The 24,864-nt window shown below is 75.7% G+C and carries 25 protein-coding genes and 1 pseudogene; 13 read left to right on the top strand and 13 right to left on the bottom strand.

All coding sequences use genetic code 11. The features are described from left to right. Window positions 1-144 precede the first annotated feature (144 nt). From ACH4SE_RS01365 to ACH4SE_RS01355, 3 genes are all read left to right on the top strand, one after another. A complete protein-coding gene (locus ACH4SE_RS01365; RefSeq protein ID WP_398541198.1) occupies window positions 145-1,278 on the top strand; it encodes a glycosyltransferase in 1,134 nt (377 codons plus the stop codon). After that, window positions 1,275-1,880: a lipopolysaccharide biosynthesis protein gene (locus tag ACH4SE_RS01360; RefSeq protein ID WP_398541197.1), complete on the top strand. Its 606-nt coding sequence runs from the start codon at window positions 1,275-1,277 to the stop codon at window positions 1,878-1,880. The genes ACH4SE_RS01365 and ACH4SE_RS01360 overlap by 4 nt, the downstream gene beginning before the upstream one ends. A gap of 140 nt (window positions 1,881-2,020) precedes the next feature. Next, window positions 2,021-3,205, top strand: coding sequence for a GNAT family N-acetyltransferase (locus ACH4SE_RS01355; protein WP_398541604.1), 1,185 nt, complete (start codon window positions 2,021-2,023; stop codon window positions 3,203-3,205). 16 nt (window positions 3,206-3,221) lie between these two features. On the opposite strand, the gene ACH4SE_RS01350 is transcribed toward ACH4SE_RS01355, so the two are convergent. Beyond that, the gene (locus tag ACH4SE_RS01350; protein ID WP_398541196.1) at window positions 3,222-4,496 is read right to left on the bottom strand and encodes a glycosyl hydrolase; all 1,275 of its coding nucleotides are present in this window, start codon (window positions 4,494-4,496) and stop codon (window positions 3,222-3,224) included. 415 nt (window positions 4,497-4,911) lie between these two features. On the opposite strand from ACH4SE_RS01350, the gene ACH4SE_RS01345 reads away from it, so the two are divergent. Both ACH4SE_RS01345 and ACH4SE_RS01340 read left to right on the top strand, forming a co-directional pair. After that, window positions 4,912-5,391, top strand: a complete 480-nt coding sequence (locus ACH4SE_RS01345; protein ID WP_398541195.1) for a tyrosinase family oxidase copper chaperone — start codon at window positions 4,912-4,914, stop codon at window positions 5,389-5,391. A gap of 32 nt (window positions 5,392-5,423) precedes the next feature. Continuing rightward, window positions 5,424-6,290, top strand: coding sequence for a tyrosinase family protein (locus tag ACH4SE_RS01340; protein ID WP_398541194.1), 867 nt, complete (start codon window positions 5,424-5,426; stop codon window positions 6,288-6,290). A 78-nt stretch (window positions 6,291-6,368) separates the two neighbouring features. Here the strand turns inward: ACH4SE_RS01340 and ACH4SE_RS01335 are convergent, their stop codons facing one another. Beyond that, a complete protein-coding gene (locus ACH4SE_RS01335) occupies window positions 6,369-6,677 on the bottom strand; it encodes a chaplin (protein WP_398541193.1) in 309 nt (102 codons plus the stop codon). A 184-nt stretch (window positions 6,678-6,861) separates the two neighbouring features. Between ACH4SE_RS01335 and ACH4SE_RS01330 the strand changes: the two genes are divergently transcribed. Next, window positions 6,862-7,365 (top strand): DUF5949 family protein, encoded by a 504-nt coding sequence (locus ACH4SE_RS01330; protein WP_398541192.1) that lies wholly within the window; start codon window positions 6,862-6,864, stop codon window positions 7,363-7,365. A gap of 139 nt (window positions 7,366-7,504) precedes the next feature. On the opposite strand, the gene ACH4SE_RS01325 is transcribed toward ACH4SE_RS01330, so the two are convergent. From ACH4SE_RS01325 to ACH4SE_RS01310, 4 genes are read right to left on the bottom strand one after another with little or no spacing between them, the layout of a single operon-like run. Next, window positions 7,505-7,777 (bottom strand): hypothetical protein, encoded by a 273-nt coding sequence (locus tag ACH4SE_RS01325; RefSeq protein ID WP_398541191.1) that lies wholly within the window; start codon window positions 7,775-7,777, stop codon window positions 7,505-7,507. Window positions 7,778-7,817: 40 nt separating this feature from the next. Beyond that, window positions 7,818-8,192: a fluoride efflux transporter CrcB gene (gene crcB / locus ACH4SE_RS01320; protein ID WP_398541190.1), complete on the bottom strand. Its 375-nt coding sequence runs from the start codon at window positions 8,190-8,192 to the stop codon at window positions 7,818-7,820. Continuing rightward, on the bottom strand, window positions 8,189-8,587 hold the full coding sequence (locus ACH4SE_RS01315) for a DUF190 domain-containing protein (protein ID WP_398541189.1): 399 nt from the start codon (window positions 8,585-8,587) through the stop codon (window positions 8,189-8,191). Before ACH4SE_RS01315 ends, crcB begins: the two co-directional genes overlap by 4 nt. Beyond that, a complete protein-coding gene (locus tag ACH4SE_RS01310) occupies window positions 8,584-9,051 on the bottom strand; it encodes a fluoride efflux transporter FluC (protein ID WP_398541188.1) in 468 nt (155 codons plus the stop codon). Before ACH4SE_RS01310 ends, ACH4SE_RS01315 begins: the two co-directional genes overlap by 4 nt. A 258-nt stretch (window positions 9,052-9,309) precedes the next feature. Here ACH4SE_RS01310 and ACH4SE_RS01305 point away from each other — a divergent pair, with 258 nt between their 5' ends. Then, complete coding sequence (locus ACH4SE_RS01305) at window positions 9,310-10,347, top strand: hypothetical protein (RefSeq protein ID WP_398541187.1); 1,038 nt, start codon at window positions 9,310-9,312, stop codon at window positions 10,345-10,347. Here the strand turns inward: ACH4SE_RS01305 and ACH4SE_RS01300 are convergent. The 4 genes from ACH4SE_RS01300 to ACH4SE_RS01285 all read right to left on the bottom strand — a co-directional run bounded on the left by ACH4SE_RS01300 (window position 10,335) and on the right by ACH4SE_RS01285 (window position 14,939). After that, window positions 10,335-10,994 (bottom strand): hypothetical protein, encoded by a 660-nt coding sequence (locus tag ACH4SE_RS01300; protein ID WP_398541186.1) that lies wholly within the window; start codon window positions 10,992-10,994, stop codon window positions 10,335-10,337. The two genes, ACH4SE_RS01305 and ACH4SE_RS01300, sit on opposite strands and share 13 nt — an antisense overlap. 12 nt (window positions 10,995-11,006) lie before the next feature. Next, window positions 11,007-11,492 (bottom strand): DUF1992 domain-containing protein, encoded by a 486-nt coding sequence (locus tag ACH4SE_RS01295; RefSeq protein WP_398541185.1) that lies wholly within the window; start codon window positions 11,490-11,492, stop codon window positions 11,007-11,009. A gap of 38 nt (window positions 11,493-11,530) precedes the next feature. Further along, complete coding sequence (locus tag ACH4SE_RS01290) at window positions 11,531-13,204, bottom strand: SpoIIE family protein phosphatase (RefSeq protein ID WP_398541184.1); 1,674 nt, start codon at window positions 13,202-13,204, stop codon at window positions 11,531-11,533. 277 nt (window positions 13,205-13,481) lie between these two features. After that, window positions 13,482-14,939, bottom strand: a complete 1,458-nt coding sequence (locus tag ACH4SE_RS01285) for an MFS transporter (RefSeq protein WP_398541183.1) — start codon at window positions 14,937-14,939, stop codon at window positions 13,482-13,484. A gap of 399 nt (window positions 14,940-15,338) precedes the next feature. Between ACH4SE_RS01285 and ACH4SE_RS01280 the strand changes: the two genes are divergently transcribed. From ACH4SE_RS01280 to ACH4SE_RS01270, 3 genes are read left to right on the top strand one after another with little or no spacing between them, the layout of a single operon-like run. Further along, complete coding sequence (locus tag ACH4SE_RS01280; RefSeq protein ID WP_398541182.1) at window positions 15,339-16,151, top strand: heavy metal-binding domain-containing protein; 813 nt, start codon at window positions 15,339-15,341, stop codon at window positions 16,149-16,151. 1 nt (window position 16,152) lies between these two features. Further along, a complete protein-coding gene (locus ACH4SE_RS01275) occupies window positions 16,153-17,016 on the top strand; it encodes a heavy metal-binding domain-containing protein (protein WP_398541181.1) in 864 nt (287 codons plus the stop codon). Window positions 17,017-17,042: 26 nt separating this feature from the next. Beyond that, a complete protein-coding gene (locus ACH4SE_RS01270) occupies window positions 17,043-17,468 on the top strand; it encodes a hypothetical protein (RefSeq protein ID WP_398541180.1) in 426 nt (141 codons plus the stop codon). A 43-nt stretch (window positions 17,469-17,511) separates the two neighbouring features. Here the strand turns inward: ACH4SE_RS01270 and ACH4SE_RS01265 are convergent, their stop codons facing one another. Both ACH4SE_RS01265 and ACH4SE_RS01260 read right to left on the bottom strand, forming a co-directional pair. Continuing rightward, window positions 17,512-19,299: an ankyrin repeat domain-containing protein gene (locus ACH4SE_RS01265; protein WP_398541179.1), complete on the bottom strand. Its 1,788-nt coding sequence runs from the start codon at window positions 19,297-19,299 to the stop codon at window positions 17,512-17,514. A 143-nt stretch (window positions 19,300-19,442) separates the two neighbouring features. Further along, the gene (locus ACH4SE_RS01260; protein ID WP_398541178.1) at window positions 19,443-20,225 is read right to left on the bottom strand and encodes a class I SAM-dependent methyltransferase; all 783 of its coding nucleotides are present in this window, start codon (window positions 20,223-20,225) and stop codon (window positions 19,443-19,445) included. A gap of 113 nt (window positions 20,226-20,338) precedes the next feature. Between ACH4SE_RS01260 and ACH4SE_RS01255 the strand changes: the two are divergent. The 3 genes and pseudogenes from ACH4SE_RS01255 to ACH4SE_RS01245 all read left to right on the top strand — a co-directional run. After that, window positions 20,339-20,621 (top strand): annotated as a pseudogene (locus ACH4SE_RS01255) (cupin); the annotation flags it as partial. Between the two features lie 67 nt (window positions 20,622-20,688). Continuing rightward, complete coding sequence (locus ACH4SE_RS01250; protein ID WP_398541603.1) at window positions 20,689-21,384, top strand: HAD family hydrolase; 696 nt, start codon at window positions 20,689-20,691, stop codon at window positions 21,382-21,384. Between the two features lie 513 nt (window positions 21,385-21,897). Beyond that, window positions 21,898-23,721 (top strand): acyl-CoA oxidase, encoded by a 1,824-nt coding sequence (locus tag ACH4SE_RS01245; RefSeq protein ID WP_398541177.1) that lies wholly within the window; start codon window positions 21,898-21,900, stop codon window positions 23,719-23,721. A 13-nt stretch (window positions 23,722-23,734) separates the two neighbouring features. On the opposite strand, the gene ACH4SE_RS01240 is transcribed toward ACH4SE_RS01245, so the two are convergent. After that, the gene (locus ACH4SE_RS01240; protein WP_398541176.1) at window positions 23,735-24,721 is read right to left on the bottom strand and encodes an RNA polymerase sigma-70 factor; all 987 of its coding nucleotides are present in this window, start codon (window positions 24,719-24,721) and stop codon (window positions 23,735-23,737) included. Window positions 24,722-24,864: the final 143 nt, after the last annotated feature.

The following is a 24,864-nucleotide window of genomic DNA, read 5'->3' as shown; positions in this document are numbered from 1 at the left end:
CGCGCCGCCTCCCGCGCCCCGGACGGGCCCGGCGTCGACGGCGGCCGCTCCTGACGGCGCGGCGGATGTTGCGGCACCTTCCGGCGGTGGAGGGCCGGGCGCGCGGTGTCCCGTGCCCGGGGGGTTCGCCGCGGGGGTGAGGGGGTGAAGGTGCTGCACGTCATCACCGGGCTCGGGGTGGGCGGGGCGGAGCAGCAGCTCAGGCTGTTGCTCCGGCAGACGGCCGCCGAGGTGGCGCAGGCGCGGGTCGTCGCCCTGACGAACGCGGGGGCCGTGGCCGACGGGATCAGGGCCGACGGGTTCGAGGTCACCGACCTGGGGATGCGCGGCAATCGCGACCTCGCCGCGCTGCCGCGGCTCGTGCGGCTGATCCGGGCGGGGCGCTTCGACGTCGTCCACACGCATCTGTACCGCGCGTGCGTCTACGGGCGGATCGCGGCCCGTCTGGCGGGCGTGCGCGCGGTCGTGGCGACCGAGCACTCACTGGGCGCCTCGCAGATCGAGGGCCGGCCGCTCAGCGCCGGTACGCGGGCGCTGTACCGGGCGACCGAGCGCCTGGGGTCGGGGACCGCCGCCGTGTCCGCGACCGTCGCAGGGCGGCTGCGGGCGTGGGGCGTGCCGGAGCAGCGCATCCACGTGGTGCCCAACGGCATCGACCCGGAGCGCTTCCGCTTCGACCCCGCCGTGCGGGCGGCCGTGCGGCGGAGCCTCGGCCTGGACAGGGCGGACTACGTCGTCGCGGGCGTGGGCCGCCTCGTGCCGGGCAAGCGGTTCGAGCTGCTGGTGCGGGCGGTGGCGGCGAACCCCGGCACGTATCTGCTGCTGGCCGGTACGGGTCCGGAGCGCGACCGGGTGCTGCGGACCGCCGTGGAGACGGGGGCCGCGGACCGGGTCCGGATCGTCGGCGACCCCCGGGACGGCGGCGGGCCCGGCGTCCCCGGAGTGCTGGCCGCCGCGGACCTCTTCGTGTCGCCGAGCGCCGAGGAGGCCTTCGGGCTCGCGGCCGTGGAGGCCCTGGCGGCGGGGCTCCCGGTGCTCTACGCGGCCTGCCCGGCGATCGAGGACCTGCCACCGCGGGACGCGCCCGGTGCGAGCCGGACGGGCGGTTCGGCGGAGGAGATCGCCGAGGCCATCGGGCGGCAGCGCCGGGCGGGGCCGGTGCGTCTGGCCGTGCCCGCAGCCGTCGCGCACTACCACATCGCCAACACCGCGGACCGCGTCCTGGCGTTGTACGCCGCGGCGCTCGGGTCCGCCCGGAAGAAACGAGCTTCTGTATGAGGGCACTCCCGAGGGCGGCGCGGTGGGCCGCGCTGCCGCTGGGCATCGGCTGCGGCATGCTCGCGGGTCTGGGCTGGGGCGTCGCCGCGACCCCGCAGTACGCCGCGACCAGCTACGTGATGGTCGTGTCGCAGCACGCCGACGCGCCGGCGGCGCTGGGATTCGCGCAGGCCTACGGCCGGGTGGTGACCGGCACGGCGGTGCTCGCGGGCGCGCAGGCCGCGGCGGGCACGTCCGCGGAGCGGCTGCGCGGGCACGTGGCGTCGCAGACCTCGCCGGACGCGCCGATGATCTCCGTGACGGGAACGGCGTCGACCGGCGCGGCGGCCGCGCGTTACGCCAACGCCGTGGCCGCGTCGCTCGCCGCGGCCGGCAACCGGGACACGTCCGGCACGGGCGTCAGGCTGCTGCTCTTCGCACCGGCCTCGGCGCCGGGCGCGCCGTCCTCCCCGTCCGCGGCCCTGTCGGCGGCGGTCGGCGGCAGCGCGGGCGGCCTGCTGGGCGCCCTGGCGCTGCTGGTCCGCCCGGCCGCGCGCCGCGCCCAGGACACGGCCGACCCGGCCGCGGCCGTCCCCGCCCCTTCCGTCCGGGAACCCGCGTGATCCCGCCGGGCCCGACGCCGGGTGGCGCGGCAGCCGGTCCCGCGCCGCAGACAGACCCCGTGCCCGGGACGGTTCCCCGCGAGTTCCCGCTGCCGTCCTCCGCCCCGCCCCCGCCGGGCACCGCCGGGCCGTCGCGGTCCGTGCACGTCCCGGCGGGAGGGGCCGCGGGGCCGCTCGTGGTCAGCGTGTGCCGGGAGAGCGGGGAGTTCGGGCGGCTCGCGGGGGAGTGGGGGGAGTTGTGGGCACGGTGCGCGGGAGTGACGGGCTTTCAGGGGCACGGGTGGCTGCACTCGTGGTGGCTGGCCTACGCGGGGCGGCGGGACCGGCTCAGGATCGTGCTGGTGCGCAGTGCGGGGGTGCTGGTGGGCGCGGCACCGCTGATGCGGACCTACCGGCCGGGGCCGGTCGTGGTGGCGCTCGGCGGGGGCATCACGGACTACGTCGACGTGCTGGTCGCCGCGGACGGGGTGGCGGGCACGACACCGGAGGCGGTGGCCCGCGCGCTCGCCGGGGGGATTCGCGCGGTGGCCCGGGGGGCGGTCGTCGACCTGCGGGAAGTACGGCCGGGGGCGGCGGCTTTCGCGGTGTACGACGCGTGGCGCGGGCCGCGGCGGCGGGCGGCGGGGTCGGTGTGCCTGGAGCTGCCGGGGCTGCCGATGGAGGAGCTGATCGCACGGGTGGGCAGCTCGCGAGGGCAGCGCATCCGTGCGAACCTGCGCAAGCTGGACGCGGCCGGCGTGACCGTGCACGAGGCCGCCGCGCACGAGGTGCCGGACGCCGTGGCGGCCATGCTGCGGCTGCACCGTGCGCAGTGGCGGGGCCGCGGGGTGACGCCGGAGCACCTGCGGCCGCGCTTCGCCGCGCACCTGACGCGCGCGGCCACGGCGATGGTCGCGGGCGGCGAGGCGGCGGTCGCCGAATTCCGCGTCGGCGGCCGCCTGGTGGCCGCGAACCTCACCGTGCTCTCCCCCACCCTCGCCGGCGGCTATCTCTACGGCGCCGACCCCGCGCTGCGCGGCACCAAGGTCGACGTCACGACGCTGCTGATGCGGCACGGCGTGCAGCACGCGGCGGGCGCGGGACGGCCGGTGCTGAGCCTGATGCGGGGCGCGGAGCCGCACAAGTTCCACTGGCGGCCCGAACACGTCGCGAACGAGCGGCTGCTGCTCGCGAGCCGCCCGCTCGGCCCCGTGCTCCACGCCCGCTACGCGCTCGCCGTCATCCGCACACGGCTGAGCCGCGCGGCGGCCGCCCGGCTGCCCGCCCTGCGCACGTGGCGTGCTCGCCTGCACGGACTGCGCGTCCGCCTCCGTCCGGGGGCCTGACGCGGCCCGCGCCGCCTCAGCCTTTCGGCGCCGCCGACGGGCTCGGTACGGGAGCGGCTGCACGCGGCCCCCCGTTCCCGCCCGGCGTGAGGCCCCCGCGCGCGGGGGCCGCCCTCCGCGCCGCAGCCGGCGCGGACGCCGTGCCCGACGACTCAGGGGCCGCACCCGACGGCACCGGCGTGGTGGAGGTGCCCGGCGCAGGAGTGCCCGGCGCCTGGCTCGTGTCCGTGGCCCGCCCTGGCGAGGGCGTGCCGCTCCCGGACGCAGGGGCGGACAGCAGCTCCCGGAAGACCTTCGACGACTCCGGGTTGGCGGTGCACTGCCACACGCCGTGCGGGCAGTAGTCGGTGATGGTCTGGTAGAGGGCGTGGTGGTCGCTCATCCACTGCAGCATCTGCTCGATGTACGCGGGGTCGTCGCCGTTCCGGAACAGGCCCCACTCCGGGTAGGAGACCGCCTTGCCGTGCAGCGCCGCGAAGTCCACCTGCGCCTGGAGCCCGTACGGCTCGCTGACCTGACGGTCGAACGACTCGCCCGGTGGCTGGTCGTAGGCGTCCATGCCGATGACGTCCACCGTGTCGTCGCCGGGATAGCACTCCGTCCACGGGACGGCGTCCGCGCCGCGGGTGGGGGCGAAGTCGAAGCGGAACTTCTGGCCCGGCACGGCGCGCATCGCCCCGACGATCCGCCGCCAGTACGCCTGCCAGCTCTCCGGGTCGGGGCCGCAGCGGTGGGCGTACGTCGTGCCGTTCATCTCCCAGCCGAGCACGATCACCGTGTCCGGCACGCCCAGCTCGACCAGATGCCGGGCGAGGACGCCGAAGTGCTCGTCGAAGGCGCCTCCCGCACCCTGCCGGAGCAGGTCGCGGACGCGGGCGTCCGAGGTGGGCTCCTCGTTGCCCGCCTGCATCGGCACGTTGAGCACGAACAGCCGATCCGGCTCGGCCCGCCGCCACTCGGCCCAGGGCTGGAGCAGATCCTGGGGGCCCTCGATGTCTTCCCAGCTGCCCCCGGCCAGGTAGGTGTGGCCGACCCGGACCGGCGTGCCGCCCAGCCACTCCTGAAAGCCCGCCAGATTCGCGACCCCTTCCGCACCGGAGTCGGTGAAGACGCCGAGATAGGGGAAGACCAGCCCCCCGGACCTCGCCCCGCCGCCCCTCCCGCCGTTCGCCGCCGAGGCGTCTTTGCTCGCGGCGGCGGAGCCGAGGGCGCCCGCCGCCAGGCCCGCCAGCAGAGCCGCCGTCGCGACGCCGGCCCCCGCTCCCGTGATCCACCGGCACCGCTCGGCCATGGCCCGTCACTCCTTGCTCGTCGGAAACGACGGGAAGAGTGTTCCCTTTCCGGCAAGTCATAACGTATGACGGGTAACTCGGGGCCCAGGAGTAGCCCGAACGCGGCGTCAGTTCCGTTGTGCGCATTTTCAATCTCCTCCGAGCGGTGAATTCCGGCGTATCGTCGATATGCCCTTGGCATACGCGTGCGAATCCCGCCGTCGCGTCACTCGCCCGGATGAACTTCCGGCACGCATAAACCGATAATCCGCTGTTCTCCGCCGCCGCCTCTGCATGATGGCCCGGCAGCCGACCGGACACGAGCGGGCGGGGGCGTGGACAGGCGAAGGAGTCATGCGCAACGCATGAAACGGTTGAAGCAGACGAAGCAGATGAAGCAGACAAAGTAAACGAAACAGACGAGAGGAGTCGGTCGTGAGCGAGACCGACGCAGGACGCAGGGCCGGCCGGACGTCCGCGCGCCCCGCCGTCACCCGCCGGCGGGTGATCACGTCCGGCGTGACGTCCGCCGCCGCCGTGGCCGGCACCGTGGCGGCCCTGCACCCGATGCTGACGGCAGGTCAGCCGTCAGGGGCCGTCGCCGCCGGGGGACCCTCGGGCGCCGACGGCAGCGGCGGCGACGTCGAGGCACGGCCCGTGCAGGCCGCCGCGCTCTTCGACGAGGTCTACCGCGGCCGGCGGATCCAGGGCTTCACCGACCCCGGCGAGGACGGCATGGCCATCACCGTCGACGGGGAGGCGCTGCCCGTCATGCGCCGGGCCGACGGCAGCTGGATCAGCACCGCCAACCACTACCAGCCGTACACGACGCCGCTGGCCACCGCGCGGGCGGCGGTCGACGCCATCGGCCGGGCGAAGCTGTCCGCGGCCTTCGCACAGCTGCACCACCACTGACCCGCGTACCACCACCGATCGGGGCGCCACCGGTGAACACCCGCAAGAACCAGCGCAATCTGACCAGCAGCCAGCGCACCCGCTTCGTCGAGGCGGTCCTCGAACTCAAGCGCTCCGGCCGCTACGAGAAGTACGTCCGCACGCACGCGCAGTACTTCACCTCGGACGGCGAGAACGGCCTGCGCGTCGCCCACATGGCACCGACGTTCTTCCCCTGGCACCGGCAGTTCGTCCTGTACTTCGAGCGCGACCTCCAGCTGATCGACCCGTCCGTCACCGTGCCCTACTGGGACTGGACGGTCGACAACGAGGAGTCGTCCGCGCTGTGGTCGGCGGATTTCATGGGCGGCAACGGGCGGCAGAGCGACGGACAGGTGATGACCGGCCCGTTCGCGTACGGCAACGGCAAGTGGCCGATCACCTTCGGCGTCACCGACGAGAAGTACCTCACCCGCAACATCGGCCGTCCCGACCGGCCGATCAGGCTGCCCACCAAGGCGGAGCTGGACGGTGCGCTGGCGCTCGGGACCTACGACACCGCTCCGTGGAACTCCGCGCCCGGCACGCAGGGCTTCCGCAACAGGATCGAGGGCTGGACGGTCAGCGAGTCCAAGGGCGGCTACCTGCACAACCGGGTGCACCAGTGGGTCGGGGGCCACATGATCGGCGCGGCCTCGCCCAACGACCCGGTCTTCTGGCTGCACCACGCCTTCATCGACCTCATCTGGGTGCGCTGGCAGCGCCTGCACCCGAAGTCCGGCTACCTGCCGATGAAGCCGATGGCCGGGAGCGACCGGGAGCGCGGCCGGGTGATCAGCGCCGACGAACCGATGCCGCCCTTCAACGTGAAGCCGTCGGAGATGTTCGACCACCGCCCGTACTACCGCTACGAGGAGTAGCGCGGGCGTCCCTACGCGAAGGGGCCTTCCCGTACCGCCGCGGCGGTACGGGAAGGCCCCTTCGCGTACGGGGAGCGTCTACCAGCCGTGGTCGTCGTCACCGGGGGCGGGGTTGGTGACGGGGACCGGGGTGGCCACCGTGTCCGAGGAGGTGTTGGCGCACTGGTTGCCGAACGCCGGGTTCAGCAGGCCGATCACGTCGATGGTGTTGCCGCACAGGTTGACCGGCACGTGGACGGGCACCTGCACGAGGTTGCCGGACAGCACACCCGGCGAGTTGACCGCAGCGCCCGCGGCGCCGGCGTCGGCGGCGGCGATCCCGGCACCGGCGGCCAGCACGGCGCCCGCGGCGGCGGTGACGGCCGCGGCCTTTGCGATACGCGACATCAAGATCTCCCTGACTGAGGACGAAAGAGCGGCCGCACCACACTGCGGCTTTGACGCAGTGGGCAACGGGAGCGGATCAGCAATGGTCACGCAGGTTGAGCTGAATCGGTGATTCGTTATCGGATTACGCCAATGGAGTGACAAGCGCTCCGGACCGACGCCCGCGGCCGTTAATGTCCGGCCCATGAGCCAGACCACTTCTGCGTCCGACGCGTCATTGCTGAGCCGGCTGGGCACCTTCATGGTGATCCCGTGGTCCGGCGAGAATCATCAGGACGGCCGCCACACGGCCTTCCTGATGGCCTACACCCTCGGCGACGGGGTCGAGGGGCCGACGGGGTCGGAGGCGGCCGCGCTCGCCGTCGCCGAGGAGGCGGGTCTGCCGGTCGGCGGGGCGGTCCTCGACGTGGCGCAGGCGCCCAGGTCGCCCGTCAGGCTGCTGGTCGAGGGCGGCAAGGCGGTGCTGACGATGCCGTACCTGCACGTCGCCTGCGCGGTGCCGGACGAGTGGACGGCCGCGGCGCGCGCCCGGGGCTCGGTCTACGTGATCCTCGCCAGCCGCCCCTGGCCGCAGGCCGTACCGGGCCGGCAGCTCACCGAGGACGACCTCAAGGCGTTCGTCGGCGACGAGACGGTGCTGGCGTCCGCCGCCCACTGCTTCGTCCCCGTCGGCTCGCTCACGTCCTGACGCGCCGCCGTCCTGACGCGGCCGACCGTCACGAGGCCACCGGTCGTCCGGGCGACCGGTGGCTTCCTGACGGGAACGGCCCGTGGCGCCCGGAGCCGGGAAGGCGGGGCGGCCGCGGGCCGCGAGGAGCGGGGCTCCGCTAGTTGACCAGCTCGTTGCCCGCGTTGACGGCGTCCGTGCCGGCCTGGACGGCCTTCTTCACGGCGCCCACCTTCTTGGCCACGCCGGACTGCGCGACCAGTCCGCCGGCGGCCTGCTCGCCCACCGTCTGGGCGGTGACGGCGGTGCCGCTGAGGGTGCTGCCGAGGTCGGGGGCCTGGGCCGACGCGGAGGTGGCGGCGGTCGCGGACGTGGCTGCGGCGAGCAGGACCGAGCCTGCCGCCGCCTTGCTGAGGAATCGGCGTACGTTCATGGCCGGTCCAACGACCCACCGCCCCCCGAGGGCACGCGCCTCACCCCCACAGGCGGGTCCCCAGCGTCACCCCCGCGAAGGCCGCGCCGAGCCCGGCCGCCACGCTGAGCAGCGCGTTCCCCGCCGCATACGCCCTCGCCCCGTCCTCGGCGAGCCGCAGCGTCTCGTAGGAGAAGGTCGAATACGTCGTGAGCGCCCCGCACAGCCCCGTGCCGAGCAGCAGTTGCACGTGCGAGGACACCGCGCCCGCCAGCGCGGCGCCGGTGAGGGTGCCGAGGACGAGGGAGCCGGAGGTGTTGACGACGAAGGTGCCCCACGGGAAGACCGAGTCGTGCCGGGACTGCACCGCCCGGTCGGTCAGGTAGCGCACAGGTGCGCCGACCGCGGCGCCGGCGATGACGAGCAGCCAGTTCACGCCGTCGCCTCCCCGGGCCCGGCGGTGCGCGGTACGACCTCGCAGGCGTCCAGCACCACCAGGCCCTTCTCGACCAGGCCGTCCAGTTCGGGCAGGAAGGCGCGGACGCGCTCCTCGGTGTCCACGACGATCACCGCGACGGGCAGGTCCTCGCTGAGCGACAGCAGCCGTGCGGTGTGGATGAGGGAGGACGCGCCGAAGCCCTCGATGCCGTGGAAGACGCTCGCGCCCGCCAGCCCCGCGCGGTGGGCGCGGTGCACGATCTCGGTGTAGACGGGCCTGTGGTGCCACCGGTCGCTCTCGCCGAGCAGGACGGTCAGGCGCAGCGCGGCACCGGACAGCCGGCGCTCCCCGTGCGCGCCCGTACCGGTACCGCTGTTCGTCTCAGGGGTCACGGAGACCATCGTGCCCGCCATGCGAGCACCCCGCGGGTCGCCCACGCCGAGGCCCACACCGCGCCCATCGCGGCGGCCAGTGTCCCGCCGGCGTACGCGGCAGCGGTGGCCGCCTGGTGCGCGTCGGCGAGCCGCCGGACCTCCACGGCGTACGTCGAGAAGGTGGTGTAGCCGCCCAGCACACCTGTGCCGAAGAACGGCCGGACCAGGCGGTGCGCCGTCCAGAGCTCGGTGACGAGCACCATGAGGACGCCGATGACCGCGCAGCCCGTGACGTTCACCCCGAACGTCGTCCACGGGAAGCCGTCCGGCGGCTGCGGCCACAGCAGCGACGCACCGTACCGCGCGCACGCTCCCGCCGCGCCGCCCGCCGCGACGGCACCCACCACCGGCCCCTGGCCGTGCAGGGGACCGGGCGCCCTGTGCGGCGCGGCAGCGGGCCGGGACTCGGGCGGCTGCTCCATGTGCGGGCGTCCTCTCGTGCCGTGCCGGGCCCCGGTGGTCAGCGTAGTGCGGGGCCGCGCCGTCGCGGCGGCTTGAAACGGCGGTACGGCCGGGGACGCGGCAGGCGCAAGGAGCCGGGCCGGGCATCGCGACACCGTTGCACGCACGTGACAACGGGCTGACAGGAGGGGGACGTTGGGGCTGCCAGGATGATCGCAGCGCCGGCGCGGCTGCGTGACCGGCGCACGACCACATCATGTTCATGGGGGAAAACGACCATGTCCGTACGTTCCAGAAGCCGCCGCACCGCAGTCGCCGTAGCCGTCGCGGCGAGCGTCACCGCGGGGCTCAGCATCGTCCTGACCGGCTGCGGCCCCGAGGACGACCCCGCCGCCGACGGCGCCGACCCGTCCGTCACCAGCACTGCCTCGCCCGCGCAGGGCACCTCCGGCGCGAAGGGCGACCCCGCGGCCTCGGACGCGCCCGCCGCGAAGGTCAACGGCACCGCGCACAACGGCCTGACCATCAGCAACGGCTCCCGCTACGTCGTCATGAACGGCACCCGCGTGGACTTCGGCACCGTCGTCCGCGACCTGGCCTGGTCCCCCGACGGCAAGAAGGCGGCCTTCGTGGACGGCGACGGCGACCTCGTCGTCAGCGACCCGGACGGCGGCAACCGCAGGGTCGTCGCGAAGAACCCCGGCAACCAGAACTGGTCGCACCCGACCTGGCAGGTCCGCGCCGCCGACCCGGTGAACCAGCTGCCGAAGCTGAACAACATCTTCTTCGCCGGCCGCAAGGACGGCGTCTCCCGGCTCTACGGGGTCTCCGCGACCGCGCACAACGGCACGCCCCACGTCCTCGGCCTGGGCAGCGAGTCCGGCGAGAACGTCAAGCCGCTGCCGCAGACCGGCAACGTCTGGCCGAACGCGGCCGGCAAGTACGGCGCGGCCGTCTACGCCAACACCGACGACGGCAAGGTCTACGTCCGCGACGACTACCTGCGGCAGCAGGGCGCCGCGATCACCCCCGGCTCGGAGCCCGCGCCCGCGCCCGGTGACGACGAGGGCTTCGTCTTCGTGCGCTCCGTCGGCGGCCACGACCACCTCTTCCGGGAGACGCCCGGCGACAACGGCCCGGTCTTCAAGGACCTGACGCCGAACGCCACCACCGACTACACCGAGCCGGCCTTCTCGCCCGACGGGAAGACCGTCGCCGCGCGCACCCCGGACGGCATCGTGACGCTGCCCGCCGACGGCTCCGCGGCGCCCGTCAGGACCTCCGACTACATTGGCCTGCCCGCCTACCGCGCCTGACGCCCCTCCAGGGGCTTCCGGGGCCCCTCCGGGGACTCCCGTACGCCCGCGCCGCCGGACTCCTCGGCCGCGCGGGCGGCGAGCTCCGCGCGCAGCTCGTCGAGATGCGTGTCGGACACGTCGTGCGGCAGGAACTCGACGATGTCGAGGAAGCGGAAGACGACCTTCGACGGTGTGATCGCGAACTCGTAGTCCGCGAAGCCGACGACCGCCCCCGTCGCACCGCGCGCCGCGCCCCTGACCACATGAGCCGTCATGTCGTCGGGGGCGTCCGCGCCCGTGCGGCGGCGGGCGTTGGGCCGGGCCAGGTACGGGCAGACCATCGAGGCGTACAGCATGCAGGCGCGGTGCCCGGGGCCCTCCAGCGTCGGCGCCATGTTCCGGTACGGCCGCCCCGCCGAGAGCGCGTCGGCCATCGCGGCGCATTCCGAGGCGCCCACCACCCGCCACACCGGGCCGCGCGGCATCAGCCGGTCGCACACCGAACACAGCCGCCCGCGCGCGCACTTAGCGCTGCGTTCGTAGTCGGTGAGCGCGAACTGCGGCTGATCGCCCTCCCACGGGGTGATCGCCGGGACCGGATAGCCGCGGACGTCCCGCGGCCGGGCGTCGACGGCGGGCGGCACGGGAACGGATTCGAAGCGCACCGCCCCTCTCTATCAGGCCGGACGCGTCCGGCGGAACAGCCGCCGGAGTCCCTTCGCGCGGGCCTCCTGCGGCGCCGGCGCCTCTTCCACGGCTGTTGGCAGGGGCCGGGCCGCGCGCCAGTCGGCGACGACCTGCTCGACGTCGAAGAGGCCGCGCATCAGCGGCGGCCCCTGCGGCGGGCGGCGCAGCGCCTCGCGCAGCTCCTCGTTGACCGCCCCGATGATCCGCCGCACCTGCGCCTCGGTCGGCGCTGCCATGGCCGCGGCCTCCGCGTCCTCGGCGCGCTTGCGCAGCACCAGCGAGGGCGGCAGTGCCGACAGCCCCTCGGTCTGCATCTTGCGCCGCACCCACCACAGCGGGTCGTACGGCTCGTCCAGCGACGGCAGCGGCTTGCCCGCGCCCTCCAGGCCCGTGAAGTCCCCGCGCCGCTCGGCGTCCCGGATCTGCTTGTCGGCCCAGGTCTCGAAGGAGACCCCGGGCGGCTTGCGTTCCGTCATCGCGCACTCCTCCCCGTGCGTCGCCGCTGCCCTCCAGGCTAGCCGGGGGCCGCCGCGTACGGCCTGGCGCGGGCCGCGAGCACGGCCACGTCGTCCTCCGCGGCCTGCGGGGCCAGGTGGTGCACGACGCGGGCCAGCAGGGTGTCCAGGGGGCCCGCGGCGTGCGGGAGGACCATGCCGGCGAGGCGGGCGAGGGAGGTGTCGATGTCCTCACCGCGCCGCTCGACCAGGCCGTCGGTGTAGAGCAGCAGGGTGTCGCCGGCGGGCCAGCGCATGTGCACCCCCTCGTACGTACCGCCCAGATCCGCGCCCAGCGGTGGGCCCGGCGGGACCTCCAGCAGCCGCACCCGGCCGCGCGGGTCGACGAGCGCGGGGGGCAGGTGGCCGGCGTTGGCGAAGCGGCAGCGGCCGTGCGCGGGGTCGGCGAGGGCCAGCAGGCACGTCGCCGGGCGCTCGGTGCCCGCGGCGGTGAGCAGCGCGTCCATCCGCCGCAGCATGACGTCCGGCGGGTCGCCGTCGCCCGCGACGACGCGCAGCAGGGAGCGGTAGTGGCTCATCTCCACGGCCGCCTCCACTCCGTGGCCCATCACGTCGCCCATGGCCAGCAGCGTCACCCCGCCGGGCAGCGCGAACGTGTCGTACCAGTCGCCGCCCACCAGATCCGACGCGCCCGACGGCAGATAGCGCGTCGCGACGTCCAGCTGCGGCTGCGAGCCCCCGCCCGGCGTGGCCAGCAGCGCGCGCTGCAGCTCCACCGCGATGCCGTGCTCACGGCTGTAGCGGCGCGCGTTGTCCATGCTGATCGCCGCGCGGTCGGCGAGCGCCACGGCCACCGCCACGTCCTCCTCGGCGAACCCGGGGGACGATCCCGCCCGCACCAGGGTCACCGTCCCCAGCTGCTCGCCGCGTGCCGCCAGCGGCACCACCAGCGCGGAGTGGATGCCCGCCGCGCGGTACGCCGACACCCGGCCGGTGTCCGGCGCGGACCGGCCCATCTCCGCGTCGCCGGGCACGTTGTACGCCAGCGGGCGGCCGGTGCCCAGGCAGCGCGGGACCGCCGAACCGGGCTGGTACTCCACGTGCTCGCCGGGCACCCCGAACTGCTGCACCGCCTCGCGCAGCCCCGGCACCGACGCGAGCGCCGCCCGGCGCAGCCGCAGCGTGCCCGTGGCGGGCGGGCGGCGGCCGTCCGAGCCGGTCATCGCCAGCAGCTCCACCGTCGCGACGTCCGCGATCACCTCGACCAGCAGGTCGCACAGCTCCTGGCAGGTGCGGTCCACCTCCAGCGTCCGGCCGATCCGCACCGCCGCGGTGTCCATGAGCTGCAGCCGCTCCCGGGTGCGCTCCAGCTCCGCATGCGCCTCCCGGTCGTCGCTCACCTCCAGCAGGACGACGCCGAGTCCGTGCACGCGCCCCTGCGGATCCTCCAGCCGGTGGCAACTGCCGCGCCACACCCGCAGCCGGTGCGGGGACTCCGCACGGGTCTGGCCGCTCAGCACCAGCTCGCGGGTACGGCCGTCCTCGAGAACCTCGCGCATGGTACCGAGCCCGGCGTCCACCCCCGGTACGACCTCGGAGAGCGTACGGCCGAGGTGCGCGTCGGCGGGCACACCGTTCAGGCGGGCCATCGCCGGGTTGACGTGGACGAAGCGCAGGTCGGTGTCGAGCACGGCCACGCCGGCCGCGGTGCCTTCCACGAGGGCAGAGGGCATCCACTCCCCGCCCGGAGCGCCTGCCCCGGGCAGGGAGGCGTCGTCCGGAGCGGCTGCTCCGCCTGGCCTCCCGCCCACCGCACCTCCGCCCGTCCGCCGGCCTTGCACTCCAGCGTGCGCTTCCCTCCGGGGGCGGGCGAGTTTTCCGCAGCCGCGGGGGCCGGCGGCACGGCGTCGCGGCGCGCGCCGGGTGCGAGCGGCGCGCCGCGCGCACCCGCCACCGTCCGACAGGGGAGGTACGTCCGTTCCGGACCAGCGGCCGGCCGCCCCCGGGCGTTCAGGGCGTGCGGGAGGGGCGGGGCAGGGCGGCGGTGAGGGCGAGGGCCGGGACGACGGCGGCGACGAGGAGGGCCACGGCGATCCGGGGGTCGGAGTGGGAGGGGGAGGCGTGGGGGGAGAGCGTGGTGAAGGCGCCGAGGACGGCCACGCCGAGGGTCGCGCCGAACTGGCGCACCGCGTTGAAGAGGCCGCCCGCCGCTCCCGCGGTGCCCGCGGGCGCGAGGGTGATGACCGCGGTGGTGAGGGCGGGCAGCGCAAGGGAGACGCCGAAGCCGACGGCCGCGAGCCCGGCGGCGAGGAGCGGGTAGGGCGCGCCGGTCCGGACAGCTCCGCTCATGACGCCGCCGCCGGCGGCGAGGAGGCAGAGCCCGGCGAGGACCGGGGCGCGGGGGCCGGTGCGGGCCACGACGCGGCCGGTGAGCAGCGGGTTGAAGGCGGTGGGCAGCGTCATCGGCAGGAAGGCCAGGCCCGCGCCGACGGCGCTGTAGCCGAGCCGTTGCTGGAGCAGCAGCGGCAGCACGAAGAGCACGCCGGTGAGGGTGAAGCCGACGGCCGCACCGGCCAGCAGCATTGCGGCCATGCCCGGTGCCCGCAGTACGGCCCTGGCCAGCACGGGCGCGGTGCTGCGGCGCTCGCGCCGCGCAAAGAGCCAGGCCGTCGCAATTGCGACGCCGAAGGAGCCCGCGGAGTGCGCCCAGTGCCGGCCGCCGAGTGCGATCGCCGCGTCCGTGCCCAGCGCGAGCGCGGCGCAGGCCAGCAGTTGGCCCGTACGGTCGATGCGCCGGGACGCGTCCGCGCGGCAGCGCAGTGCGGGCCCGCGCACCAGGGCGAGGGTGAGTGCCGCGATCGGGGCGTTGACGAGGAAGACCGCCCGCCAGCCCGCGAGCCCCACGAGCAGCCCGCCGGCGATCGGGCCCGCGGCCAGGGCGGCGCCGCTCACCGCGGCCCATACTGCGACGGCGCGGGCCCGGCGGGCGGGCTCCGGGTAGAGGGCCGTGATCAGCGCCATGGAGCTGGGCACGCAGGCCGCGGCGGCGATGCCGAGCACCGCCCGCAGCCCGACCAGCACCCACAGGGCGGGAGCGGCGGCGCACAGCAGCGACCCGGCGCCGAAGACGGCGACGCCGCCGCGGAAGAGCCGGTGCGCGCCGAAGCGGTCGGAGGCCGCCCCGGCGGACAGCAGCAGCGCGCCGAAGGCCACCGTGTAGCCGGTGACGGCCCACTGGAGTCCGGCGACGGAGCCGCCGAAGGCGCGTGCGAGGTCGGGCTCCGCGACCGACAGCACGGTCATGTCGAGCAGCACCATGAAGTAGCCCAGCGCGATGCCGAGCAGCGCGTACGGGGCGCGGGCGCCGTCCCCGGCACCTCCGGCGTCGCCGGCGGCGGGGCGCGCGGCGGGGGCGGGGACAGGGACGGGGGACGGTGCGGGCGGTGGAACGGGGGGCTGCGCAGGCATGGGCTCTCCGGTCGTCCGGGCTCACCCGGATGGCGGGTGTACGGGGGAAGCGTCCGCAGAAGTGCTGCCGTGCTCAGGCCCGGCACGTCACCCCGCGGGAGACGTGCGCCAGCATGCGGCTCCCGCGCGTACCCCCTCCACCGGCGCCGCCGCACGCAGCGTTCGGTACGGCCGAACGCCGTGCCCCGCCGGCGGGCACCTCCGAGGTGCGCGTCCCGCGGCAGCGCGTCACGTTGCCCACCCCCCCCGCATGCGCCCGGCGCGGTCTGCGGGCTGCCCGCGCGCAGCCTCGTGACCTGGGCTTCCGGACGGGGCGGCGGCCGCTCCGGGAGCCGTGGGAGGGATGCCATACGCTGCCGGGGGACGGCGGTTTCCGTGGGGGCGGGGGGACGTGAGGCCATGACGGGGGAGGCGGGCGCCGGGGCGTGGGGTTCCGCGCTGTCGGCGCAGGAGTTCGCGGCGGTCGAGGACGCCGGGTTCGACCCGGTCGGGCAGGTGCTCGGGACGACGGTCCACCACCTCGGCTACACCGGAAACCGGTGTGCGTACATGTGGTCGTCCGGCGAGGACACGTCCGTGTCGTCCACCCGGTGGGCGCCCTTCTCGGAGCTGGTGCAGGCCATGTACCAGGCCCGTAGGCGGGCTCTCGACCGGGCTGTGGAGGAGTGCCGCGCGCTGGGCGGCGACGGGGTCGTCGGAGTGCGGCTGCGCACCGGCCCCTTCCCCGCGGGCGGAACGGAGTTCACGGCTGTCGGAACAGCCGTCCGGGCGCGCTCCCGGACCCGTCCGGTGCGGCCCTTCACGACGCATCTGGGCGGTCAGGACTTCTCCAGGCTCGCCGGCAACGGCTGGGTGCCCACCGGGCTGGCCTTCGGGATCAGCATCGCGACCCGGCACGACGACCTGGGCACCCGCCGGCAGTCCGGCCGCTTCGCCGGAAACCGGGAGGTGCTCGGCTACACCGAACTGGTCACGCACGCCCGGCGCGACGCCCGGGCGCAACTGGCCGCCAGGGCGGCGGCGAACGGCGGTGACGGCGTCGTGCTGGACACCGTCGACCTGCGGGTGCGCGCGCAGGACTGCGGCCGGGGCTACGTCGACCACGTGGCCGAAGCGGTCTTCGCCGGCACCTCCGTCGCCCGTTTCGGCCGCAGCGCACGGCACACCGGGCCCCGGCCACTGACCATCATGAGACTCGAGCGGGAGCACTGACATGGCGGAGCAGCCGGATCCTGGACCGGGCGGACACGAAGCCCGGATGGCGGCGGCGGGAGTACCCGAGGACGCGATGCGGCGCCTGTCGCAGCTGCAGCCGGGGCAGGCGGGGTCGATCTTCACGTCCGACCTCTCGGTGAACGAGTTCCTGCTCGTGCGGGAGGCCGGCTTCCGGCCGCTGGGCCTGGTGCTGGGGTCGTCGATCTACCACGTCGGCATCCAGATGGGCCGCTGGTCGAAGAACCAGGAGCTGACGACGCTCTCCCAGGCGATGTACCACGCGCGGGAGCTGGCGATGAGCCGGATGGAGGCGGAGGCCAGCGAGCTGGGCGCGGACGGCATCGTGGGCGTCCGGCTGGACATCGAGATCAAGGAGTTCGGCACGGACATCGCCGAGTTCATCGCCGTCGGCACCGCGGTGAAGGCGGACGGGGCGGACCCCGGGCGCACCGGGACATGGCTCAACAACAAGGGCAAGCCCTTCACCTCCGACCTGTCCGGCCAGGACTTCTGGACCCTCATCCGCGCCGGGTACGCACCCCTCGACATGGTCATGGGCTCGTGCGTCTACCACGTGGCGCACCAGCGGCTCGGCCAGGTGATCGGCAACGCGGGCCGCAACGTCGAGATCGAGCAGTTCACGCAGGCGCTGTACGACGCCCGTGAGCTGGCCATGGGGCGGATGCAGGCGGAGGCGGAGGAACTGGAGGCCGAGGGGATCGTGGCCGTGCAGCTGCGGCAGCACTCGCACACCTGGGGCGCGCACACCACGGAGTTCTTCGCGATCGGGACGGCGGTGCGGCCGCTGCGGGACGACCACGTCATCGACCGGCCGACGATGGTGCTGGGCCTCGACAGCTGATCCGCCGGGAAGAAGGAGGGGACGCCATGTCCGAGAAGGAACCCGGCCGGGGCCTGCCCGGGGGCGGCGGGGAGGTGGAGCTGCTCGCCGCGGCGCTGCGGCGGGACAGTGCCGACCTGGACCTCTACGCGCGCGTGCTGTCGGTCAACCTGATGGAGTCGCTGCCGCCGGGCGCCCTCCAGGTGGCCCGGAAACGCTCGCTGGCCGACCGGATGGCCGGACGTGAGGGCACCGTCACCGGGCTGGACGTCTCGCTCGGGGAGCAGAGGCTCGTACTGCGCAGGGAGCGGGAGCGGACGGTCGCCGAGATCCACAAGGAGGTGCGCGGTGTCGTGCTCTCCCGCCGCGAGGTGGGGCTGGACGAGTGGGTCGACGCCCTCGCTCGCGCCCTGGCGGCTGCCGCCGCCTCCAGCGCCCGGGCCCGCGAGGCGCTGGAGCGCTTCCTGACGTGACGTGATCCGGGAGGGCGTGGGGCCGCCCGGAGCGGGGCGGGCCTCAGCTCTGGAGGCGGGCGGGGAGCGGGACCCACCGCCGCTCGGCCCGGTTGTCGACGGCCGCCCGGGCGTCGGCCACCCGCAGGCCGGCCGCGGCGCACGCGTAGGCCAGGGCGTTCGCACCGTACGGGAAGCGGGGCCGGGTCTGCCAGAAGCGGAAGCGCCAGTACGCGTCCTGGACGGGCAGGGGCACCGGGGAGCCCAGCTCGCCGGACGCCACGACCTCGCCGTCCTTGGCCAGGGTGAAGAAGGTGCCGCCCTTCGGGTTGAAGTACAGCCCGCACGCTTCCGTGCCCGCGGACACGGCGCTCAGCAGGCTCCCGCCGTCGGGGAGGTGGCCCTGCTGCGTGAGGGCGCAGCCGCCCGGGTCGCCGGGAAGGGCCGTCACGCCCACGTGGCGCAGGGACTCCTCGACGTCGTCCTCGTCGAAGGGGGCGTCCTCGATGGCGGTACGCGGGCACCGTGCCGGGTCGGCGCCGAGCCGGCGTATCAGCTCCTCCTCGGTCACGCCGCGGACGAAGGCGGTACCGAGGCCCTCCGTCCACAGCCCCCGCGTGTCGAAGGCGGCGACGAGCGTGTCGGCCTCCGCGAAGGCGTCGGCCTCGGCGGCGGACAGCCGCACGGCCCCGGGCAGGCCGGCGACCAGCGGTGCCAGCGGTGTGGTCAGCAGCAGCCGGCCCGGCGACCAGGGGCCGTCCTGCGGCGTCCACGCGTCCGCGCCCGCGTCGAGCAGCGCGCGCACGCTGCCCTCGTCGAGGGCGCAGGCGGCCGCCCAGAGCGGGGTGTGCCCCTCGGGGTCGCGCACGTCGGGCGGGGCGCCGTGCGCGAGGAGCGCGGCGACCGCCTCCGCCGTACCGCGCTCGGCCGCCATGTGCAGCGGCGTGGAGGCGGCGCCCGTCCCGGCGGTACCGGCGAACCGGTCGGCGGGCGCGCCGCCCTCCAGCCGGGCCCGGACCAGGGCCGCGTCCTCCCAGTCGCGGTAGCCCATGCCCCGCCAGTCGGCGCGCGGCACATAACGCTGCCGGGCCTCCTGGGCGCGGCGCAGTTCGGCGCGCTGCTCCGGGGTGAGCGGCGGGGCGAGGAACGCGGGCGGCCCGCTGCGTTCCATGTGGGCGAAGGCGCGCGGACCCGCCGGATCAGCCGCCGGCTCCGGCAGCCCCGGCCAGACCTCGACGGCCCGCTCGGCCGCCGCCCGTATCGCCGCAGTGTCCAGCGGCGTCCGGGTCTCCGGTATGCCCTCGTCCGGCCATTCGACGACCAGTTCCGTCGCTCCCGGGGGCGGCAGCTCGGGCAGGTACAGATCGACGTCCGTCCGGAACGGGGAGCGGTGGGAGGGGCCGAGGCCCGGGTCGAGCGGGATCAGCCCGACGGCCTGCGGCGTGGCCGCCTTGTGCGCCCTGCCCTGCGCGTCGGTGTACGTCACGTGGCGCATCACCGTCCCGTCCAGCGACGTCACCCGGCGGCCGTCCGCGAGCAGCAGCCCGATCCGCAGCCCCGACTGCCGCCGCCCCCGCCCGGCGGGCTCCTGGCGCAGGACGGTGCGGAAGACGGTCAGCCGCGCGGTGAGCGCCCGCGGCCACACCGACCACCCCACGGACACGACCCGGACCTCCGCCCCTTCGCCGACGACTCCCGCGCCGGGCAGCACGGCGGGCGCGAAGTGGTCGGCGGGCGGCGCGTACTCCCCGCCCGCGGCCCCGCCGGGGCGCAGCCGGGCCACCACCGCCTGCTCGTCGGCGGCCGCCTCGGCCGGCTCACCGGCCGTCACCAGATCATCGAAGAATCCCACGCGCCGAGCTTCGCACGAGGGTCTGACAACCCGTCCTGATGCCGGCTCAGCTCCCTGCGGCCCGGGCCGCAGGCATCTCCCGGCCGCCGGGACGCCCGCCCCCGCCGCTCCCCGGCGTCCGGGCCTCGGCTTCGCCTTCGTCCTCAGCCGTCGGCCCGCAGCACCAGGAGATCCAGCCAGCTGACGGCCTTCTCCGCCGGATCGGCGGCGGCCGCGGCCCGCAGCCGGGCGAGGCCGCGGGCGTAGGCGGCGTCGCTGAGGGAGCGCAGCTTGCTGTCGGTGCCGCGGCGCAGGCCGTCGGCGTAGGCGGCGAGGGTGGGCGCGGACTCCTGCGGGAGCGAGCGCAGGGCGGTGCGGCGGAATCCGGCCGCGGCGAAGACGGCGGTGACCTGCTCGACGGTCGGGTAGCCCGCCACGGCCCGGGCGGTCTCGGGGAAGAAGCGCAGCCGCAGGTCGCGCCCGCCCCTGCCCGGGAAGACGTTGCGGACGAGCACCGGCGCCCCCGGCCGCAGCGCGCGCCGGGCCTCGCGGGCGGCCGCCGCGAGGTCGCCGATGTGGTGGAGGACGGAGCCGAACCAGGCCGCGTCCGCGCACCCGTCGCCCACCGGCAGGGCCTCCGCGCGGCCCCCCAGCGCGGTGATGCCGTCCCCTGCGGGGATCAGCGCGCGCATGGCCGCCGCGGGCTCCACCGCCAGCACGTCCACCCCGAACCACTCGCGGAAGGCCACGGCGAATCCGCCGGTACCGGCCCCGACGTCGAGCACCGTCATCCCCGGCCGCAGCCCCGCCTCCTCCGCGACGGCCTCCCGCCACGCCCCGAGCCCGCTCAGCGGCACCTCCCTCGCGGCGCGGTACGCGCCGGCGTCCACGCTGTCCGGACCGGTCCCCTCGCCCGCGCTGCCCCCGTCCGTGCTGCTCTCGTCCATGCTTCCTCCCCGTACACGGCGCCGCTCCCGCCTCCCGCGGGTGTACGAGCGCACAGTACGAGCCCGGTCCGCCCCGGACGCCGCAGGGTCGCGGGCCGTGATTCCGGTGCGGGCAGGCCGTGTCCGGGGACGAGGCGGTGACGGCGGGAGCGGCGACCTCGTCGTCGTCCCGCCGGGCCGCCCGCACGCCTCGCCGCGGCACCAGGCAGCGACGCCGATTCGCCCGTCGTCATCACGCCCGGCGTCGAACGCTTCGGGTACTTCCGCCACCCGCAGCGCATCGGCCTCGGCGAGGGCACGCCGGAGAGCCTGCTGGAGGTCCGGGAGGTCTACGACGCGTACTTCCTGCAGAGCGCCGCATGGGACGCCACCCGGCGTGCGGGCGCTCAGGGCTGAGGAGTCGGGCCGCGCGCGTCCGCCGGGCGCGACGGCACCGTACGATCGGGGCGTGGTCAACGGTGTGATGTTCGACTTCTCCGGCACGCTGCTGCGGATCGAATCCGCCGAGGAATGGCTCGCGGCCGTCCTGGCGGAATCCGGGATCCGCCCGGAGGAGGGCGAATTCGCCCAGTGGGCCGCACGGCTCACCGAATACGGGGCCGTCCCCGGGGGGACGCCGCCGCGCCGGATGCCCGAGGAGGCCGCGGAGCTCTGGGACGGGCGGGATCTCAGCGCCGGGCAGCACCGCGCCGCGTACACTGCGCTCGCCCGTGCGGCGCAGATCCCCGTGCCCGGCATCGAAGAGGCCCTGTACGAGCGTCACATGAGCCCGGCCGCCTGGCGCCCCTACCCCGACACCGGGCCGACGCTGCGCGAACTGCGCCGGCGCGGGCTGCCGGTGGCCGTCGTGAGCAACATCGGCTGGGACCTGCGGCCCGTCTTCCGCGAGCACGGCCTCGACGAACTGGTCGACACATATGTGCTGTCGTACGAAATCGGCGTCCAGAAGCCCGATCCGGAGATCTTCACGACCGCCTGCGCCCGTCTCGGCCTGCCCCCCGCCCAGGTGCTGATGGTCGGCGACAGCCGCGAGGCGGACGGCGGCGCGGCCCGCCTGGGCTGCCCGGTCCACTTCGTCGACCACCTCCCCGCGGACCGCCGCCCGTCCGGCCTGACCCCGCTGCTCTCCCTGCTGGACACGGAGCCGGCGGCCGGCTGAACCGGCCCTGCGCGCGGTCGGTGCCGTGGACCCTGCGCGCGGTCGGCGCACGCGCCGGTGCACGGGCTCGATGCACGGGGGGAGGACCGGGCCGCGCCTGCGGTCGTGCGGGTCGAAGTCCTGCAGCAGCCCGCGCCGGCGGAAGGCGCCGAGGTCGACGTGTTCCGCGGGCGCGCCGGCGTGCGGCAGCGGCTCGCCGCGGACGTCGCCGCGGCCTTGCCCCGAGCACGGCGTGCAGCATCTCGTGGGCAGGGACGGAGCGCCCGTCCCCGGTGCAGGCGGGCTGCGGTTGACGTGGATCTCACCGGCGGCCGCGGTGACGGCGGCGACGGAGATCTGGTGGACGCGTGCGGGCTCCGCGTCCAGGGCGCGGCTCCCCCGTCCCGCGGGGTGCGGCGGCGGGGGCGTGGCCGCGCGAAGTGGCGTGCGCCCCCGCGTACGCCTGTGCGGTTGGTGCACCTCCGCGTAACGGATCATGCAGTTGCCACGGGTTGGCGGCGTCGTTGCCAGGGCATGATGATCGAGAACCCGCCGCCGGCCTCCGGACCGGCCCGGATCCCGGCCCCGGGGTCCGGTGCGCTGTCGGCGGCGCTCGCGGCCGTGCTCTACGAGGACGGCCCGGGAGAGTGGCACGGCCTGTGGCGCAAGGCCGTGTCCGCCGACGTCTTCCGCCACACACCGCACCTGCCCGACGAGGCGCGGTGGGCGCAGGCGTACGAGCGGCTGCGCGCGCTGCACGACGAGGTGCCGGACCCGGTGGCCCTCGCGGGCGACGTGCGCGGGCTCGCGGCGCTGCACGAGTGGACGGGCCAGGTGGACGGCGCCACGGCGACGGTGGCGGGCATCCACTTCAACCTCTTCCTCGGCAGCGTTCTCGACGACACCGCCACCGTGCCGGCGCACGACGTACGGGACTTCACCTCGCTTCGGCGGACGGGCGTCTTCCTGTGCACGGAACGGGCGCACGGCAACGACGTCTCGGCGCTGGAGACCACCGCGACCTGGGATCCGGCGGACGGCGGCTTCGTCCTGCACACCCCGCACCCGGGCGCGGCGAAGTACATGCCCAACACCGGGCCCGCGGGCGGTCCCAAGACGGCCGTGGTCGCCGCACGGCTGCTCGCGCGCGGCACGGACCACGGGGTCTTCCTGCTGCTGGCCCCGCTCACGGGCGAGGACGGCGGCCCGCTGCCCGGCGTGCGGATCGAGGTGCTGCCGCGCCGTGCCGGCGACCCCGTCGACCACTGCGCCACCGCCTTCGCACACGTACGGCTGCCGCCCGGCGCGCTGCTCCAGGGCCGGCACGGCCGGCTGCGGCCGGACGGGACGCTCGACGCCGAGGTCGTCACCGTCCGGCGCCGGGTGCTGCACGCGATCCGCCGGGTCACGGTCGGCAAGCTGTGCATGAGCGCCGCCACCGCGGGCGGCGCGCGCGCCGCGCTCGCGGTGGCCGTGCGGTACGGCGAGCGGCGCCTGGTGTCCGGCGCCGTCCCCGGCAGCCGCGTCCCGGTCAACACGCTGCGCAGCCACGCCGCCCCGCTGCTGCGTGCGACCGCCACCGCGTACGCCATCACGCTGTGGCACCGCCGCGTCGTACGCCGGTGGATCGGCCACTCCCCGAACGAACGGGCCGCCGCGGAAAGGCTGGTGGGCATCGCCAAGAGCTGGATCACCTGGCAGGCGCGCGCCGTCATCGCCGAGTGCCGGGAGCGCGTCGGGGCCCGCGGCCTCTTCCCGGCCAACGCGCTGCCCGACTACTACGCCAACGCCGAGGGCGCCGTCACCGCCGAGGGCGACAACCTGCCGGTGTGGTGCAAGGCGGGCAGCGAGATGGTCTTCGGGCAGTCGCTGCCGCCCGCCCCGCCCCCGCCGAACGGCTCCGAACCGCTCACCGACCCGCGCTTCCTGCTGGGCCGCGCGGCCGCCGCCGAACGCCACTGGCAGCTGCGGGCCCGCGAGCGGATGCGCGACGCCCCGGCCGGCAACCCCCTCGAACGCTGGAACCACGCCTCGGGCGCGGCGTTCGAGATGGTCCGCGCGCACGCCGTGCGGGCCGCGGGTGAAGCGCTGGCCGCGGCCGGTGAGCGGTGCGCCGATCCGCGGGCGGCGGCGCTGCTGGACGGTCTGGCCGCCCTCTTCCTGCTGGACCACCTGCGCGAGTGGACCGGCCCGCTGCTCGCGGACGGCGCCCTCACCGCGGGCCAGACGGGGGCCTGGGCCGCGGCCCGGGACGACCTGACCGGCCGCCTGGCGCCCCAGCTGCCCGTGCTGACGGCCGCGTTCGAGGTGCCCGAGGAGCATCTGGGGCGGCTCCCGCTGCTCCGCGAGCCGCTGTAGCAGCGGCGGGTGGTCACACCCGGGTGACCGGCGTCTCGCGGGCGATGCGGGCGAGTTTCTCGGGGTTGCGCACCACGTACACCGCGCTGATCAGGCCGTCGTCGACGCGGACGGTGACCAGGTCGTCGCCCTCGCCTTCGACGCGGACGAGCAGCGCCGGGGCGCCGTTGACGTGGAGCCATTCGAGCGTGGCACGGCGGCCCAGCTCCGGCAGGCCGGCCGACAGGGTGCGGCCGACCGCCTCCGCGCCGCTGACCGGGACGGTCGCAGCGGTGCGTACGCCGCCGCCGTCGCCGACGAGCACGACGTCGGGCGCCAGCATGTCCAGGAGTTCGCGCAGGTCTCCGGTCTCGACGGCGTGGCGGAAGGCGGCGAGCGCGCGGCGGCTCTCGGCGGCGGGGACGGCGCCCTGCGCGGCGCGCGGCCGGCGGGCGGCGACGTGCGTGCGGGCCCGGTGCGCGATCTGCCGCACCGCGGCCGGGGACTTGTCGACGGCCGCCGCGATCTCGGCGTAGTCGACGGCGAAGACCTCGCGCAGCACGAACACCGCGCGCTCGGTCGGCGTGAGCGTCTCCAGCACCAGCAGCATCGCCATCGAGACGCTGTCGGCCATCTCGACGTCCTCGGCCACGTCGCGCGCGGTCAGCAGCGGTTCCGGCAGCCAGGGGCCGACGTACGTCTCCCGGCGCCGGGAGAGGGTGCGCAGCCGGACGAGCGCCTGGCGGGTGGTGGCGCGCACCAGGTACGCGCGCGGCTCGCGGACGGTGGCCGGGTCGACGGCGATCCAGCGCAGCCACGTCTCCTGGAGGACGTCCTCGGCGTCGGCGGCGGAGCCGAGCATCTCGTAGGCGACGGTGAAGAGCAGGTTGCGGTGGGCGACGAAGGGCTCGGTCGCCGTGTCCATCCGGCCGCCCGGCCGGTCCGCCGCTCCACGGCCGCCGGGGGCCGTCTCCGGTGTCGTGACGTCCCGTGCGGTGCCGTCGCCGGTGTGCTCGCTCATGTCCGTTTCCCGCCCTTCCCCGCCCGCCCGTTCGCGGACGGCGCCGCCCACGTGACACCGGCCGTGGCGGCGGTGTGACGTGCGCGGCGCGTGGCGCTCGTCACAGCCGACGGGACGTCACAGGGCGCGGACGCCCGGTGTCC

Origin of the sequence: Streptomyces sp. NPDC020983 (genome assembly GCF_044333485.1) — a bacterium.
In the GTDB taxonomy this organism is placed as follows: Bacteria; Actinomycetota; Actinomycetes; order Streptomycetales; family Streptomycetaceae; genus Actinacidiphila.
Note: the sequence above shows the minus strand (reverse complement) of the source record. Positions and strands in the feature narration are given on the sequence as shown.